Origin of the sequence: Desulforadius tongensis, from assembly GCF_016907915.1 — a bacterium.
Classification (GTDB): Bacteria; Bacillota; Desulfotomaculia; order Desulfotomaculales; family Desulfohalotomaculaceae; genus Desulforadius; species Desulforadius tongensis.
In genome coordinates this window covers 96215-112543 of record NZ_JAFBCW010000004.1, presented here as the reverse complement: position 1 = coordinate 112543, position 16329 = coordinate 96215, and the positions used below count along the sequence as shown (strand labels likewise).

The window sequence follows — 16329 nt, the reverse complement described above, 5'->3', positions numbered from 1 at the left end:
CAGCAGAGCCCTATCCTCCCAGAGGGTAAGAGCCATTATAAGGTTAACCATTATTCAACGGAATTACCCATTTACACAAAATAATTTACACTCCCAATCCCTGGTACCAAGCGAACTCAATAGACAATTTAAACAAAAAGAACACCTGTCAGTAGTGGTTAGCGATTTAACATATGTACGCGTCGGCATGTCCTAGAATTATGTATGTTTATTAGTTGATCTCTTTAACAGAGAAATTATTGGGTACAGTGCCGGTACTAATAAAGATGCATCATTGGTATACCGGGCCATATCCACAATTAAAGGCAATCTAAACCGGATATGCCTGTTTCATACCGACCGTGGCAATGAGTTTAAAAATAAACTTATTGACGATGCACTGGATACCTTTAATATTAAAAGATCGCTAAGCATGAAAGGCTGCCCTTATGATAATGCAGTGGCAGAAGCCATGTTTAAAATCTTTAAAACAGAGTTTGTAAACGGCCGTCATTTTGATAATTTAGAAGAACTAACCAACGAGCTAGATAACTATGTTTATTGGTATAACCATGTTCGAATTCATAGTACACTTGATTATATGACGCCTATACAATATAAACTTGCGTACCTTAAAAAAGTTGTCTAGTTTACTGTTGACAGTCCAGAGGCTAACAACATCAAAGCAAGCATGGCATAAATATTTCAACGAAAGGCACACACTGTTGGCATAATGGTGTGTGCTTACTTTATTTATACTCTTTACCCTTTTTAAATAATATTTCTGAAGGATAGCCCTTCACCAATGAATGATCACTAAAAAACAAAACGATAGAGAAAAGTTGACCACTTGCGGTATCTGCTGCTGAAAACGTTGGACAACAACGCCGAGTGGCAAAATAAGTGGCTACGTATTGCGGTGATAGGAATTTTTGAAAATTCAAAACAGCATTATTTATAGTTATTATAAAAAAATTAGCAATGGAACATTTGGATTAATTGTTTGAAGGCAGGATAGTGGTGAAGTTTAAGACTGGCATTAGTGTAAAACGGGATTATAGGCAAAATTGTGGGATAATTATAGCATGTGCTATAATATAGTATCTGGAGGTGCATCTACATGCCGTTTGGAGACGTTATAAAGGCTATTCGTATGAAATTTAATATTACTCAAGAGCAGCTTGCTCGTGAGTTTAATATATGTTTTTTGACTATTAACCGGTGGAAAAATGGGCATACCTCCCCTAGCAAACTGACAAAAATTGGATTTTTGCAGCAGGGAAAATGTAGATGTAGTTATTACCTCTGGATTTGAAAAACTCTAACGCTGCAAAAACCAAAAGCTCATATTATTTTGAAAGGGGAAACCATTATGGCAAGAGCCGATTTATTAAAAAAGCTTTTTAGCAGCTTTAAAAAAGATGATAAAGAGACTTTTTATAAAATAGCAAATGAGATTATTGAGGATGAACGAAAAAAAAATCATGGGATACTTGCTAATGATTTAAAAATGATTTTGTTTAACGGTAACTCACCTATTAAGTCTTCAACAACGGCGTTTATTGCGGGTACGCCAAAAGATGCCGATAAAGATGCACCGTTGTTTGAAGTGATATATCCGGAAAAGTATTTCACTGATCTGGTTATAACTCGAGAAAAACTAGGTCAGTTAGAACAGGTTGTAAAGGAATTTAACAACTGGGATGTGTTAGTAAGCAACGGAGTTTTCCCGACAAGAAGGGTGCTTTTTTATGGACCTCCTGGATGTGGAAAAACTCTTGCGGCTCAAACGTTAGCATCGGAAATTGGCGTTCCGATGCTGTATGTTAGATTTGATGCTATAATATCTTCTTATTTAGGAGAAACAGCAAGTAATATACGCAAAGTATTTGATTATGCTAAGAATGATAGTTGGGTTATTTTCTTTGATGAATTTGATACCATTGGAAGAAGCAGAAATGATGCATCAGAACATGGAGAAATTAAAAGAGTAGTCAATGCCTTTTTACAACAATTAGATAATTTTAGAGGACGTTCTTTAGTGATTGCTGCAACGAATTTTGAACAATCGCTTGACTATGCCATATGGCGCAGGTTTGATGAAACCATGCGCTTTGATATGCCAACTAATGAAGAAAAAATTGCTTTATTTGCACTAAATATGAAAAGATTCAATGGACCTGATCATGTATTTGAGCAATATTTGGAACGTATACATGGTTTTTCACATGCGGATATTGAAAAAGTTTGTCAATTCATAATGAAACAATGCATTCTTGAAGGGAGAAAAATTTACACAAAGAAAGACATTGATTATGCCGTAAATAAGCAAAAAGCAATTGTCTCATTGAGAAAAACTCAATATTAAGTGAGGGGATTGAAAATGGCTGATTTAAAACACATTGAAATAATGAAAGAAGATGTGGTTAAGCCATATAGGTTTCGGTCTAATCCTATGGCCCCTAAGCCTATCAATCGTAACAGAAGTACTCACGGCAAAAAACTAGCAGAGGAATTATCCCAAACTACAGAATTTATAGAATCAAAGCGGGTTCAACTAGGCATAGATTCAAAAAATCTTTTGGTTTTAGAGATTATTAGTGATGCTATGTCTAAGGACATTTTAGAAAATATGCTGATTAAGTTTAAATTGTTTCTTGTCGAAGAGGAGATTATAGACCCAGCTAAACCTAACAAATCAAAACTAGTTATACAATTTGAAGATAAGGCAGCGCTTGATTTATTTAATAAAGAAAGAGAATTATGGCAAAATAATGATCCTAATAATGCTATTTTAACCTGTGCTCAAAGAAGAGATTTGTTTAATTGTATAGAGAATATAAGAATGGTTTCTCGTGAAGATAGAATTGGGCCCCGTTTAAAAAAGTATTTTGAAAATCCTTCCCTGTTTCCTAAAGACTTTTTTATTGTAAATATTGATGTGTGGTATAACGGAGATAGATCTAAGATTATAGAAACCGAAAATATTATAAGAAAAGCATTAGGTACTCAAGGAAGTGCTTTGCTGGGGGACTTGTTTGAGATACCAAGTTTGTTGCTTGGTCGTGCACAAGTAAATGAGTTTACATTAAATGCTTTGCTTGATTTGGATATTATAAGCCTTGTAGACTTGCCACTCAGCACTGTTTCTACAGAACAATACGAATTATACTCATTTGATTTTGAACCAATTATTCATGATAATCTTGGCGAGAATGCTCCTTTGGCTGCAGTGCTTGATTCAGGAATCTTTTCAGCTAACCCTTTATTGAGTAATGTTATAGTTGGAGAAGAAGAATTCGATACTACTGAAAATACCACATCTGACTTAAATGGCCATGGTACAGGTGTGGCAGGTATAGTTGTCTATGGAGATTTTAATAAATGTATTGAATCAAAGGTTTTCACACCGTTAGTTCGGATATTGAATGGTAAAATAATGCATAATGAAAATGGAGATACTTGTTTTCCAGCTGATAAAAGACCGGAGCAGATAGTAAAAGAGGCTATTGAATATTTCCACAAGGAATATAACTGTAGGGTTTTTAATTTGTCCACGGGAGATATGGATCATTTATATAATGGCGGAAGGCAGTTTGCATGGGCAGAAATGCTAGACCAATTATCAAGAAACTTAGATATAGTCATCATAGTAAGTGCGGGTAATGTGCCAAATCCTGTTATCAATGAGTTTGATTCAAGAGAAGCACTTATGAAAAATTGCAGAAACCAGTTGTTTCAGCACGAGCATAGGCTTATTGATCCTGCTACTTCTGCCCTGAGCGTTACAGTAGGATCTATAACACGTTTTGCTGAACCGGAGGTAACACAAAATCGTGGTGTGAGACTGTCGGTGGGAGCAGAGAATTATCCTTCTGTATTTACCAGAATTGGGAGAGGAGTTAATAAAGCCATAAAGCCGGAACTTGTGGACTATGGTGGGAATTATGCTCTTCATCAAATAGCACGTGGTAACACAAGATGGCATAAAAATGATCGTAATCTATTAGAACCTACACTAAATAATGGAAATGATAGAATATTCAAAGGGTATTGCGGAACAAGTTTCTCTGCCCCACATGTTACGCATATAGTGGCTAGAATTGAACGTGCCCTTGAAGAACAAATTGGAGAAAGGCCTTCAGCCAATTTAATCAGAGCTTTATTGGTAAATTCTGCAAAATGTACGCCTGAAATGGTAGAGTGGACAGAAGAATCTATTGATGCATTATATAGCGGCAAAGGAAATCCAAGACAAGAGCGCAGGCTAAGGCTAATTGGCTTTGGAAAAGCGGATGACAGTATACTTTACTCAAATGAAAGGCAAGTTACTTTATTTGCTGAAGATGAGTTAGACTTGCGTTCATTCCATTTATATAAAATCCCCGTACCAAAGGAATTTTTGTCTGTTCATGCAGAAAAGAGAATTGTAGTCAGTTTAGCATATAATCCCATAACACGTTTGAGTCGCAAGGACTATCTCGCATGCAACTTATGGTTTGAAATTTTCCGCAAGATGGATGAAGAAACATTATTGAAGTATAAAGCAAAAAAAGAAACAGGCGAAGATACAGAAGATGATCTAAAAAATCTGCCTGATAGTTACAAAATGGCATCTTATCCAGGATATACGGAAATTTTTAAGTCAACATTGCAACAGCGTGTATGGGCAAAAAGTGCGCGTGGTGGAAGAGATCTTCTTTGGAATGACAATAATCCATATATTTATATTTTAGTAACAGGTAAAGAACAGTTTAAATATGCGGAACAAGATTCCCCACAACCTTATGCGTTAGTTATTACTTTTTCATATTCTGGACAAGAAGATATAAAGCTCTATGAAAAACTTCAAAGTAATGTGCGCATTAGAGATCGCCAGAGAGAGCGTGCTCGTGTACAAATCAAGGCGTGATTATTCTAATAATATGGAGTGATTGCGTGGCGGATATAAGGGGATTTGTTGTTGGCGTTAGTAACTATACTAATATAAAGGTTAATAATTTACCTTTTTGTAGAAACGATATTTCCGCAGTTAAGAAAGCTTTAGTTTCCGGGCTAAAGATGAAAACTGAAAATATAATTACTTTCGGAGAAACTGGTTTTGTTAATAGCAAAGATTTTATTAATGGATTAATTGATTTATGTTCGCATTCAATGCCAGAAGATACAGTGATTTTTTATTTTTCAGGCCATGGAACAACCCAGTTAACAGGCCACCATCTTGTTTTTAGTGATGCAACTGTCAGTACTCAAGCTATAATAAATTTTCTTGATAAGATAAAGGCTAAGAATAAAATTATTATTTTAGATTGCTGTATGTCTGGAAATTTCACAATAGATCAATCTGCTAAGTTTAGTATATATCAGACTGTTGAGGAATTTGCTGGTAAAGGATATGCTGTTTTAGCTTCCAGTAATGCAGTTCAATATTCTTTTAGGCATCCTGATAAAGCAATAAGTTTATTTACAAGTTTTTTATGTGATGCTTTGCAAGATAAATGTATTATAAGAAATGGAAAAAAATCATTATATGATATTGTTAGATTAGTATCTCTATATTTAGAAATATGGAATAAAAGAAACCCAACAATGCAACAGCAACCGATTTTTAGAGCGAATATGGGAGGCACTATACTTTTTAACGTAGAAGAATATAAACCATATTATCGTAAGAGAGTTTACGAAGAAAACGAAAGATATGTTATTTATGATGTTGAACCATTACATTCTAGTAGAGCAAAACGTTATACTGCCAAGGTAATTTTAAATGAACCTTTTTCATTTGATGAAATTACGGACATTTCCATTGAGATAAAAGAGAAAATTCGGTATATAGAAGTTTACCCTAACGAGAAATCGCAAAGCTGTTGGTTAAATAAACTTGCTAATATTATTTGGATTTGTTACGGTCGTGATGAAGGTGATATAGTAAATTGCAACTATATATGTTGTGCTACCTGGGTCGATGAAACTCAAGATGAAAAATGGTGGTATAAATTGGATAAGTATTCTTTTGTAAACAAGGATATCCATTTTACTATACATCCGTATTACGAAGTACGGAAATCATTCATATTGGAAAGCACTGTGGACAAAGAAGTACTTATATCACAAACTAAAAAAGTAATGTCTGAATTAATAACACTAGCTGAAAAAGTAATCGCACTTTATAATGAGTTAAAAAATAATAATATTACTGAAAATGAGATGTTGCAGAAAATGGATATACTCATACCCGAGATTGATAAAGCATATTATAAAGAAATTGAGCTAGGTATAGCTCCAAATGAAATTCATAGTTGGCAACAAGGATGTTCTAATTTAGCGGGGACTATCCATGATTTAACATTGTTTTACAATAAGAAGTATATAAATCAAAGAACAAGTAAGAATAGAAAAGATTGTATGGAAACGACGATTCAAAGATATTATAGTGATTTGGGAAAAATAGTAAAACTAGAAAAAGATATTTGGAAAACGTAATGGGGATGATTAAGCTAGATATATATAAGTATATATTTTTAAAGCTATATTATATTTCCCGAATATAGGGAGTTGTCTTATTGATAACGATGCCCAGCCAACCATGAGGATTCCAGAAATTGTAGTGGGGGGCACTGCCGAACCCAATTCACCCAATGGTGAGATAAAGCGGGTAATCACCGGTGAGCCGGTTAAGAAAAATAAAATAAGAAGATTATAAGAAGGGTGCCTTCCAGCACCCACAGAGTTTAAATACAGAATAATCCAGTTATTTATGTAGACCCTGATGGACACTATGTAGCTAATGTAGTAGGCGCAATTATAGGTGGCGGTTTAGGATGTCTGTTAGGAAGGTATGCAGCAAATTATTATAATTTAAAAGGTTGAAAAATAATAGCAGCTATTACAAGTATTGCGGCTGGTGGAGCAGCACTTGGACGGTTTGCAGATCCTGTTATTCTGAGACTTGCTCAAAGAGTATTAATGAAAAATAATATGTTAAAATTTCATGAATTTCCTGTGAGGGGGTTACAAGCAACTATGTATGAAGAAAAAAGAGTTTAAAGGAAAGGTTAGTGACGATTATGAAGTACAATAAAAAATCAAAACTTATTATTGCTTTTTTAGTGATTATGCTGGTGACTGTTATATTTGGGGCATTAAAAAGTGGAAAAGAAAAACTTTCAAATAGAGATGTGGGTGTATACAACTTATCAGAGATTTCAAAATATAAAACACCCTATGTGGGAGAAAGCAGTAAGGTTAGCCATATTGCCAGCAGCCTTCCTGTACCAGATAGTTATTTTAAACAACAGTATATATCTATGGAAACTAGTAAAAAGCCGTATGGTCTTACAATATATTACGAAGCAGCTAAAGACATAGAATATGAAGGTGAATGGCCAATAACTACACGGAATTCTGTTATTGAGGCAAATTCAAGGGCAAACGCATTAGTGATATTTTGTATGATTGATAATGTTGATAAAGTAACCTTTGCATTTCGCAATTCACAATCCGAGGGAGAACTAGATGAATCGAAATATGATACTAGATTTAGTTTTTCACGCTCTATATTTAAAGAAAAATATGGCGATTTATCTAGGCTTGGTAAGAATCTGGTTTTACTAGAAGAAGCACTGGCATCAATAACTCATACAGGAGATATTTATTACTTATTAAATAGCGGGAAAAGGATCAACAAAGAAAGTATTAATGATACTCCTAATGTAGAAGATTATCAGATAATTAAAGTAGATGGTGAGGTTTATTATATATACATTAAAGAAGATAAATATTATCTTGAAAAGCCCTATCAGTTTATAGATGAAATAACAGAAGAAACGTATAATAATATAAGTGAATTCATACAAGCTCACACCCAAAGAAAATTCCAAACGGAACATGAATTTTCAAAGGCGGTTATTGAACTTGTAGAGGTTAATTTGGCAACTATAATGTCATCCCCTAAAGAATCATCCAATCCAATGGACTATATTAAGGCCCACCGGAATGAATATGAAGAGATTATTAAATATAGCTATAAATATGAAAATGAAGAGGTACTTAAGTATATGCTCTCCCAATTTGAAAAGGGTAACGTAGAAGGTTTACGTGGGCATATAATGATGGCACTTTGCAAGGAATTATTAGGTGTAAGAAACAATGTAATGGATGAGTCTTTAACACCTAAAGAATGGTATGAAAAACTAGATATAAGGCAAGAAATTAATCTACCTGATTTTTCTTATGACGGTGACAATTTCATCGAAAAGCTAGTATATGAAACTGAAATTCAAAGGAATAAAACCAGTAAACAAGGTTTTCTAATAGTTGCACCACATATTTTTGGAAGTTACGAAGAAGGTAATAAATTAAAGGTATTTACAACAATATATAGTTCCTGTTATCGATTATATGAAAATGTTCTTTCAAATGAAAGTGGTGCAGTTATTCCTGTTGCAATAACCTATACAAAAAATTCTGATGGTAGCTATTCATTAGAAGAATATAAAGAAGCTAAGGGTGGGGAAGATTTTGTAAGTTCTATAAAAGAATTTTGTATAATGCCTGTATCTGGTAAAAAAATAAAAGGACTTGCTGATAAAATTTTAGATCATTATAGTGATTATGAGGATATAATACAGTTAGAACGTGAAAATTTAATCAAGCACTTAAAGAAAAATAATCAATATGGAGTTTTTTTATATGAAGAACCCTACAAAGAACCTGCTAAATTAATACCACTTACATGATGTAAAATCTCAAATTAAAAACTTCTAAACCGCTCTTGTATTCTCAAATTAAATAATCTGCAAATAATTTTAAGGCTAAAATAATTCATTATATTTTGGTACCAAAATATTAAAAAATTTGCTGCAGAAGTGATTTCTTATGCAGCAAATTTTTTTAACTTCAGTAACCCCAAAAGAATATTTTGATATGGGTAAAAAATTTCCCTTTCCGCAACCTGAAAGCTGCCTTAATCCTGCCTGCCCGGGTTCTACAGCCGCAATTATTTGAGCGATTGACTCTTTTATTTGCAAAAACGAACCGCAAGAACCGTCCCCTTGGTCAACTCATGACCATGCTGGCAATGGAATAATGGGGTGATTTGGTTATTGCTTGGATGTTTTTTCGGAAACGTTCATATCTGATACGGCAGTACTCAAGAAAGTCTTCGCCATTGTAATGTCTAATCAAAGCCCAAACTGTCCAAAGTAAATCTTGTGCCATCATAAAGCTTTTTATCTTTAATTCTTCCATAGGTGTCAGTGGATGGTTGAAGTAGTTCTGAATTAAATAGTCAATAGCTTCTGCGGATAGTTTGGATTCAATAATGTAGGCTGCCACATCCCAACAGGGATCGTTCATTCCAGAATATTCCCAGTCTATAAGATATGTTCTGCCAGTATCGTCAATGATAAAGTTTTCAGGTACTGTGTCATTGTGACAGGGGACTAAGATTGTATTTTTAACGTTTTTTTGGACAAAAGTGATTAATTGGTCTTTTAAGGTTGCGTAATCAAAGAAAAAGCTGCCGCGTTGTTGTTGGATAATCCGTTCGTATTTAGACAACTCTACCTGCCAGTCGAAGCGGTTTAAAAAATGCTTTGGAAAGGAATGAACTTTTTTCATTAAACGGCAAACAGCTTCCAAGTTTTTAGGCAAGCTGGGACCGGCCTGAGCCATGTTTCGACTATTTTTTATGTATAGGCTTATTTTGATTCCGCTGTGTTCATCAAAATAAACGCAATCAGAGTTCACGCCGAACTCTGAAGCAATATTATTATTGACCCGTTCTATTTTTCGATCAATAATCTGTTCCGTCATGCCGCCGGGTTGTCTGATGACATATTCGACACCTTTAATGTCCATTATGTAGTTGTAATTAGTAAGCCCGCCGGCAAAGCGGGACTTGTCGAATATAATGCTTTCATCACGAAAAAAAAGCCGCAGCTTTTCTTGAACTAATTCTTCTATTCTCATATTATAACTCCACCATTTATATGGAATTTGAATTTTAAAATTATTTTTTAAAAATTGTTAACTTATTTTAGCTTAGCAAAAAAAACTGACAAAATCAATAATAAGTTTTGGATAGTTTATGCTGCTTGGGAAACTACAATAATCTAGTATTATTTTGTCACGAGGCATCAGTTAATCATGAATGTATTGATTATTCAAAAAAATCGCTTTAATACAATAACAAAATTATACTAGATACAATAATGCTAGTTATATATACTGATTTTTCAAAAAAATATTTTCTGCATGCGATATTATAAGAACAATAAGAATTGTTTGATAAAACCAAGATAAAAGCGACAATCCTGGAAGTCTAATATCTATAGAAAGAGGGGTTGTTTCGATGAAATATTCTGAAGAGGAAGCATTGGGCCTTATTGAAACAAGGGGTATGGTTCCGGCAATTCAAGCGGTGGATGTGATGTGTAAAACTGCTGACGTTGTTCTTGTTTCGTATGAAAATATGGGTTCTGGGCTTGTTACGGTCATGGTTAAAGGTGATGTAGCAGCAGTGAAGACAGCTGTAGAAAATGGCGCAGCAGCAGCCGCCGCTATTGGTGATATGACAGCCTGCCACGTTATGCCGCGTCCCATCAGTCGGGTAGGTAAGATTGTTTCGCAACATGACATTGATGCAGAATGAACATTTATTATTTTGGAAAGGGGAAGCAGTGTGGACCAAAATGATGCTTTAGGGTTCATAGAAACGTATAGTTTGGTTTCGGTGTTAGAAGCTGCGGATGCCATGTGCAAGGCTGCGGATGTGGAATTGATTGGTTATGAAAATGTGGCTTCTGGTTTGGTTTCCGTCGTGGTTCGTGGTGACATAGGAGCGGTGAAATCGGCTGTAGATGCTGGCATCAAAGAAGCCAGCAAGGTGGGTGAGGTTTATAGCTCTCTTGTCATTGCCAGGCCGCATGAAGACGTACAAAAGATTGTTGCTAAGTACGTTCTTGACTGGTAAATAAAGCATGTTAAATCTTTAATTCTGTGATTGGAAAAGGGGGTGACTGAAATATGAATAGAGTTGATAATGACTTACTCTCTGTCCAAGAGGCTCGGATTCTTGTGGAAAATGCTCGCGAGGCGCAAAAGATACTGGCGGCTTTTTCTCAAGAAAAACTGGATAAAATTGTGGGGCATATGGCTGAAACAGTATATAAACATGCCAGAGAACTTGCCATTATGTCCCATGAAGAAACGGGATTTGGCAAATGGCAGGACAAGTTTATCAAAAACATTTTCGCGAGCGATTTTCTTTATAAGAAAATCAAGGGTATGAAAGTTGTCGGTATTATTGGTGAAGACAAAGAAAACAAAACTATGGATATTGGCGTACCTGTGGGGGTAATTGTCGCATTGCCTCCTTCAACCAACCCAGTATCCACGACAATATATAAAACCCTAATTGCCATAAAATCTGGCAATGCTATTATTTTTTCTCCCCATCCTAAGGCGAAAAAAACGATTGCCAAAGTGCTTGATATACTGATACGGGCGGCGGAAGAAAGTGGATTGCCTTGCGGAGCTATTGGATATTTGCGAACATTGGCGGTTGAAGGTACGGTTGCATTGATGAACCACAAAGACACATCGCTCATTTTGGTTACGGGTGTACCCAAGATGGTTAAGGCGGCGTATACCTCCGGAAAACCAACCATTTATAGCGGTCCGGGTAATGGTCCTGCCTTTATTGAGCGTTCAGCCGACATAAAAAAGGCGGTAGCAGATATTATTGTCAGTAGAACTTTTGATAATGGGATTGTCTCAGCTTCGGAACAATCCATCGTTGTTGAGGAATGTATTGCCGATGAAGTAAGGCGAGAGTTCAGGAGAAATGGGGGCTACTTCCTGTCAGCCTTGGAATCGGAACAACTCAGTAAATATTTTTTTTGTTGTGATGGCAGTATGAATCCGGAAATTGTCGGAAAATCAGCTATAGAATTGGCGCGGTTAATCGGTATATCTGTTCCCGAAGATACCAAAGTATTAATTTCAGAACAAAAATATGTGCTTCCCACCAATCCGTATTCAAGAGAAAAACTTTGTCCGGTTTTAGCATTTTACGTTGAAAAGGACTGGAAGAATGCCTGTGAAAAATGCATAGAATTACTGGTCAATGAAGGGCGAGGACATACCTTGGTCATTCACTCAAAGAATGAAAATGTGATTAGGGAGTTTGCCTTGAAGAAACCGGTATCAAGGGTACTGGTGAATACCCCCTCTAGTTTAGGGGGGATAGGAGCCACAACCAATCTCTTCCCAGCATTGACCTTGGGCTGCGGTGCAGCAGGCGGTGGGGTTACTTCTGATAATGTCACACCAATGAATTTGATTAATATCCGAAAAGTTGGCTATGGTGTGCGGCAGTTAGAGGATATAACCAATGACGTGCAGGTGGGGAAAACCGCTGAAATAATTAAAACCTGTTGTTCCGCTAATCAGTATTCCATTGAAAGCATCCAAAATTTAAATGAGCTGCTGGAAGAATTAATTAAGCGACTTAGGTAATGCAGAGAAGGTGACGGTGAAAATGAAAAAGTTTGTCATTAAACCTAAGATTTATTTTAATGAAGGGTCAATGAAATTTCTTAAAGAGATCAAAGGATCCTGTGCGTTTATTGTTTCTGATTCTGTTATGGAGAAGTTGGGGTACCTCCAAAAAACTATAGATTATCTCAATGAAGCGGGGATAAAGTCTGCTGTTTTTACGGAAGTACGTCCTGATCCGGATGTAAAAGTCATTGCCGCAGGTATGAGGAGATACCTGGAAGCCCATGCGGATACTCATGCGGATATTATCGTTGCTTTGGGTGGGGGCTCTGTTATTGATGCTGCCAAGGGAATTTTATACTCTTTGTGGCAGTTTAGTAAAGCAGCTGGGAAACAATTCAAGAGACCGTTATTTATTGCTATTCCATCCACAAGCGGTACAGGATCTGAAGTAACGAATTTCTCTGTCATTACTGCGGAAGGAGAAAAAGTGTGCATTGTAGATGAGTGGCTGGCTCCAGATATAGCCATACTTGATTCCGCTTGTATTCAGCATGTCCCCCAGCAGGTGGTGGCAGATACGGGTATAGATGCGCTGGTGCATGCCATCGAGGCTTATGTTTCTACCGAGGCAACCCCCTGCACCGATGCACTTGCGGAGAAGGCGGTTCAATTAATTTTTGAGAATCTCAGAACTTTATACAATGATGTGAGCGATTCTCACGCCAGAGAATGTGTTCAAAACGCATCATGTATAGCGGGTATGGCTTTTACAAATGCCAATCTGGGGATCAACCACAGCTTGGCCCATGCTTTGGGAGGAACTTTTCGTATTTCTCACGGGCGAGCCAATGCGCTGTTAATGAGCGCAGTAATTGAATATAATGCTGATTTGAATGGCAATACCGGTAGATATGCAGCTGAAAAATACGCAAAATTGGCTGCTGTGCTGCAATTACCAGCTCGGACATATCGAGAAGGAGCGGTAAATTTTATGCAGGCTGTCAAGGATTTAAAAAAATCCCTGGGAATTCCCAATGGTATTCGCCAGTTGGGAATTGATCAAAGCGCATTTGAGAACGAATTAGGTAATATGGTTGAACTGGCTTTCCGTGATCGATGTACCTCTACCAATCCTAGACAACCATCCAGAGAAGATTTAATCGGTATTTATAAAAAATCATTTTAATACAGCCAGCAAAAGATTTGTCCTGCTGAATAAAATGCGAGGGAGGATAGAGAAAGATTGAATATTCAAGAATTTTCAAGCAAATTTGCGGATGCAACAAAACACTTGTCCCCGGAAGAAATAGCTGCCATTATGAAGCTGTTTCAGGGGATTTCCAAGGAACTGTCTGCAAACAGTTCGGCAACGAACAGTGTAACAAAAAAGCTGCCTGAATATGAAGGGGAAATCACGGGATTGACACCGCGCTTGGAACGACTGCGGGCAGCTTATTTAAAGGTTAAACCCAGTGTCAGTATCCATCGTGCTGTAGCTTTTACCCAAGTGACCAAAGAAAATGAGGGTTTACCTAAGATTCTTTTACGGGCCAAATGTTTCAGAAAAGCCTGTGAAACAGCTCCCCTGCTTATTCAAAAAGATGAACTGATTGTGGGACATCCCTGTGGAAAACCGAGGGCCGGTGCTGTATCCCCGGATATTGCCTGGAGATGGATTCGGGATGAACTGGATACAATGTCAACCAGACCGCAGGATCCCTATGAAATCAGTGAAGAGGACAAGCGGATTTTACGGGAGGAGATTTTCCCCTACTGGGAAGGTAAGAGTCTAGATGAGGTTTGCCAGAAACAATACGAAGAAGCTGGCATATGGTCATTTTCAGGAGAATCTTTTGTCAGTGATCTTTCTTACCATCAGATAAACGGCGGCGGTGATACCTGTCCAGGTTATGATGTCATACTGATTAAAAAAGGTATTAATGGCGTAAGACAGGAAGCCATCGACAGGTTGAGCAAATTGTCTATGGAAAATCCTGATGACATTGATAAGATTTATTTTTATAAAGCGGCAATTGAGACTTGTGACGGTGTTTTAACTTATGCTAAACGACTTTCTGATTATGCAAAAGAACTGGCTGATCGGGAGAATGACTTAGCCCGGCAAAAAGAACTTTATAAGATTTCTGAAATTCTGACTAATGTACCGGCCAATCCGCCCCGTACTTTTCACGAAGCACTTCAGTCCATCTGGATACTGGAGTCCCTGTTTATGTTGGAAGAAAACCAAACTGGTATTTCCATCGGACGCTTGGATCAATACATTTATCCCATGTTTAAGGCCGACATGGAAGCTGGTCGGATGAACAAACTGGAAGCCTTTGAACTGTTGGGTTGTTTTATTATTAAATGCTCTGAAATAATGTGGCTGAACAGTGAGCAGGGAGCAAAATATTTCGCCGGTTATCAACCCTTTATCAACTGTACTGTAGGCGGACAGAAGAGAAACGGTGGTGACGCAACCAATGAACTGACTTATTTAATCATGGATGCTGTTCGTTTTACCAGGATGTATCAACCATCTCTTGCTTGCCGGATTCACAATAAATCACCGCAAAAATACTTAAAGAAAATTGTAGAAGTTGTTAAAGCAGGGCTTGGGTTCCCAGCATGCCACTTTGATGATACTCATATTAAAATGATGCTTGCCAAGGGGTTTTCCATTGAAGATGCACGGGATTATTGCATCATGGGCTGCGTTGAACCGCAAAAATCCGGCAGAATTTATCAGTGGACATCCACTGGTTATACCCAATGGCCCATTGCTATAGAATTTGTTCTGAATCGCGGCGTAATGAAATGGAGTGGCATCAAGGAAGGGCTTGATACGGGAGATCTTGACAATTTCAAGACCTATGAAGAATTTGATGCTGCCTGCAAACGACAAATTGAACATATTATCCGCTTATCAGCCATTGGAACCATTATCAGCCAGCGGGTTCACAGAGAACTTGCACCCAAGCCCCTCATGTCCCTACTTGTAGAAGGTTGTATGGAAAAAGGCACCGATGTTACAAGCGGCGGAGCTCTTATCAATTACGGTCCCGGACTTATCTTCTCCGGCTTGGGAACCTATGCTGATTCTATGGCGGCCATTAAAAAATTGGTCTTTGATGACAAGAAATATACGCTAAAACAAATCCGGGATGCCTTAGATGCAAATTTTGAAGGTTACGAAACCATTCGGACAGACTGTCTGAATGCACCTAAATACGGAAATGATGATGATTATGCTGACATGATTGCAGCAGATATTATCGTCTGGACTGAACAGGTTCACCGCAAATTTAAAATGCTTTATTCACATTTTTCTCATGGTACCCTTTCCATTTCCAACAATACGCCCATTGGTAAAATTACTGGGGCGACAGCTAATGGACGGTTGGCCTGGACACCTTTGTCAGACGGGATTAGCCCGACCCAGGGTGCTGACAAATTGGGACCCACAGCTATTATTAAATCAGTTAGCAAGTTAAGCTGCGAGTCTATGAATATAGGCATGGTGCACAACTTCAAACTGTTACGCGGCATACTGGAAACACCAGAAGGAGAAAATGGCCTAATTACTTTGCTCAGAACGGCATCCATTTTGGGTAATGGTCAGATGCAATTTAGTTATGTTGATAATGAAGTTTTAAAGAAAGCCCAAATCGAACCTGACAAGTATAGGGATTTGATCATTCGTGTTGCCGGGTATAGTGCTTACTTCGTAGAGTTGAGCAAGGAAGTGCAGGATGAAATTATCAGCAGAACAGTGCTGGATCATTTTTAATAATATTTTTAGTTATTTAGAATATCTGAAGAATGAAAATTCTTCAGATATTC

General features: G+C 37.2%; 11 protein-coding genes and 1 pseudogene. 11 read left to right on the top strand and 1 reads right to left on the bottom strand.

Translation table 11 applies throughout. The features are described from left to right. Window positions 1-91: 91 nt before the first annotated feature. The 6 genes and pseudogenes from JOC37_RS02735 to JOC37_RS02710 form a co-directional block, all read left to right on the top strand. Window positions 92-628: pseudogene (locus tag JOC37_RS02735) on the top strand (IS3 family transposase); the annotation flags it as partial. 471 nt (window positions 629-1099) lie between these two features. After that, window positions 1100-1294, top strand: coding sequence for a helix-turn-helix domain-containing protein (locus tag JOC37_RS02730; protein ID WP_238480710.1), 195 nt, complete (start codon window positions 1100-1102; stop codon window positions 1292-1294). A 57-nt stretch (window positions 1295-1351) separates the two neighbouring features. Further along, complete coding sequence (locus tag JOC37_RS02725) at window positions 1352-2347, top strand: AAA family ATPase (protein ID WP_204615757.1); 996 nt, start codon at window positions 1352-1354, stop codon at window positions 2345-2347. Window positions 2348-2362: 15 nt separating this feature from the next. Then, window positions 2363-4891, top strand: coding sequence for a S8 family peptidase (locus JOC37_RS02720; protein WP_204615754.1), 2529 nt, complete (start codon window positions 2363-2365; stop codon window positions 4889-4891). 26 nt (window positions 4892-4917) lie between these two features. Further along, on the top strand, window positions 4918-6462 hold the full coding sequence (locus JOC37_RS02715) for a caspase family protein (protein ID WP_204615752.1): 1545 nt from the start codon (window positions 4918-4920) through the stop codon (window positions 6460-6462). A 584-nt stretch (window positions 6463-7046) separates the two neighbouring features. Further along, window positions 7047-8717 (top strand): DUF5301 domain-containing protein, encoded by a 1671-nt coding sequence (locus tag JOC37_RS02710; RefSeq protein WP_238480716.1) that lies wholly within the window; start codon window positions 7047-7049, stop codon window positions 8715-8717. Window positions 8718-9036: 319 nt separating this feature from the next. On the opposite strand, the gene JOC37_RS02705 is transcribed toward JOC37_RS02710, so the two are convergent. Next, entirely contained in the window at window positions 9037-9951 is a 915-nt protein-coding gene (locus JOC37_RS02705) for a choline kinase family protein (RefSeq protein WP_204615748.1), read from the bottom strand. Between the two features lie 382 nt (window positions 9952-10333). On the opposite strand from JOC37_RS02705, the gene JOC37_RS02700 reads away from it, so the two are divergent. The 5 genes from JOC37_RS02700 to cutC are packed head-to-tail and all read left to right on the top strand — an operon-like array spanning window position 10334 to window position 16276. Beyond that, window positions 10334-10633 (top strand): BMC domain-containing protein, encoded by a 300-nt coding sequence (locus JOC37_RS02700; RefSeq protein WP_204615738.1) that lies wholly within the window; start codon window positions 10334-10336, stop codon window positions 10631-10633. Between the two features lie 30 nt (window positions 10634-10663). Continuing rightward, window positions 10664-10954 (top strand): BMC domain-containing protein, encoded by a 291-nt coding sequence (locus JOC37_RS02695; protein WP_204615736.1) that lies wholly within the window; start codon window positions 10664-10666, stop codon window positions 10952-10954. 53 nt (window positions 10955-11007) lie between these two features. Continuing rightward, window positions 11008-12501, top strand: a complete 1494-nt coding sequence (locus JOC37_RS02690; protein ID WP_204615734.1) for an acetaldehyde dehydrogenase (acetylating) — start codon at window positions 11008-11010, stop codon at window positions 12499-12501. 22 nt (window positions 12502-12523) lie between these two features. After that, window positions 12524-13672, top strand: coding sequence for a 1-propanol dehydrogenase PduQ (locus tag JOC37_RS02685; RefSeq protein WP_204615777.1), 1149 nt, complete (start codon window positions 12524-12526; stop codon window positions 13670-13672). A gap of 57 nt (window positions 13673-13729) precedes the next feature. Beyond that, a complete protein-coding gene (gene cutC, locus JOC37_RS02680; RefSeq protein WP_204615726.1) occupies window positions 13730-16276 on the top strand; it encodes a choline trimethylamine-lyase in 2547 nt (848 codons plus the stop codon). Window positions 16277-16329: the final 53 nt, after the last annotated feature.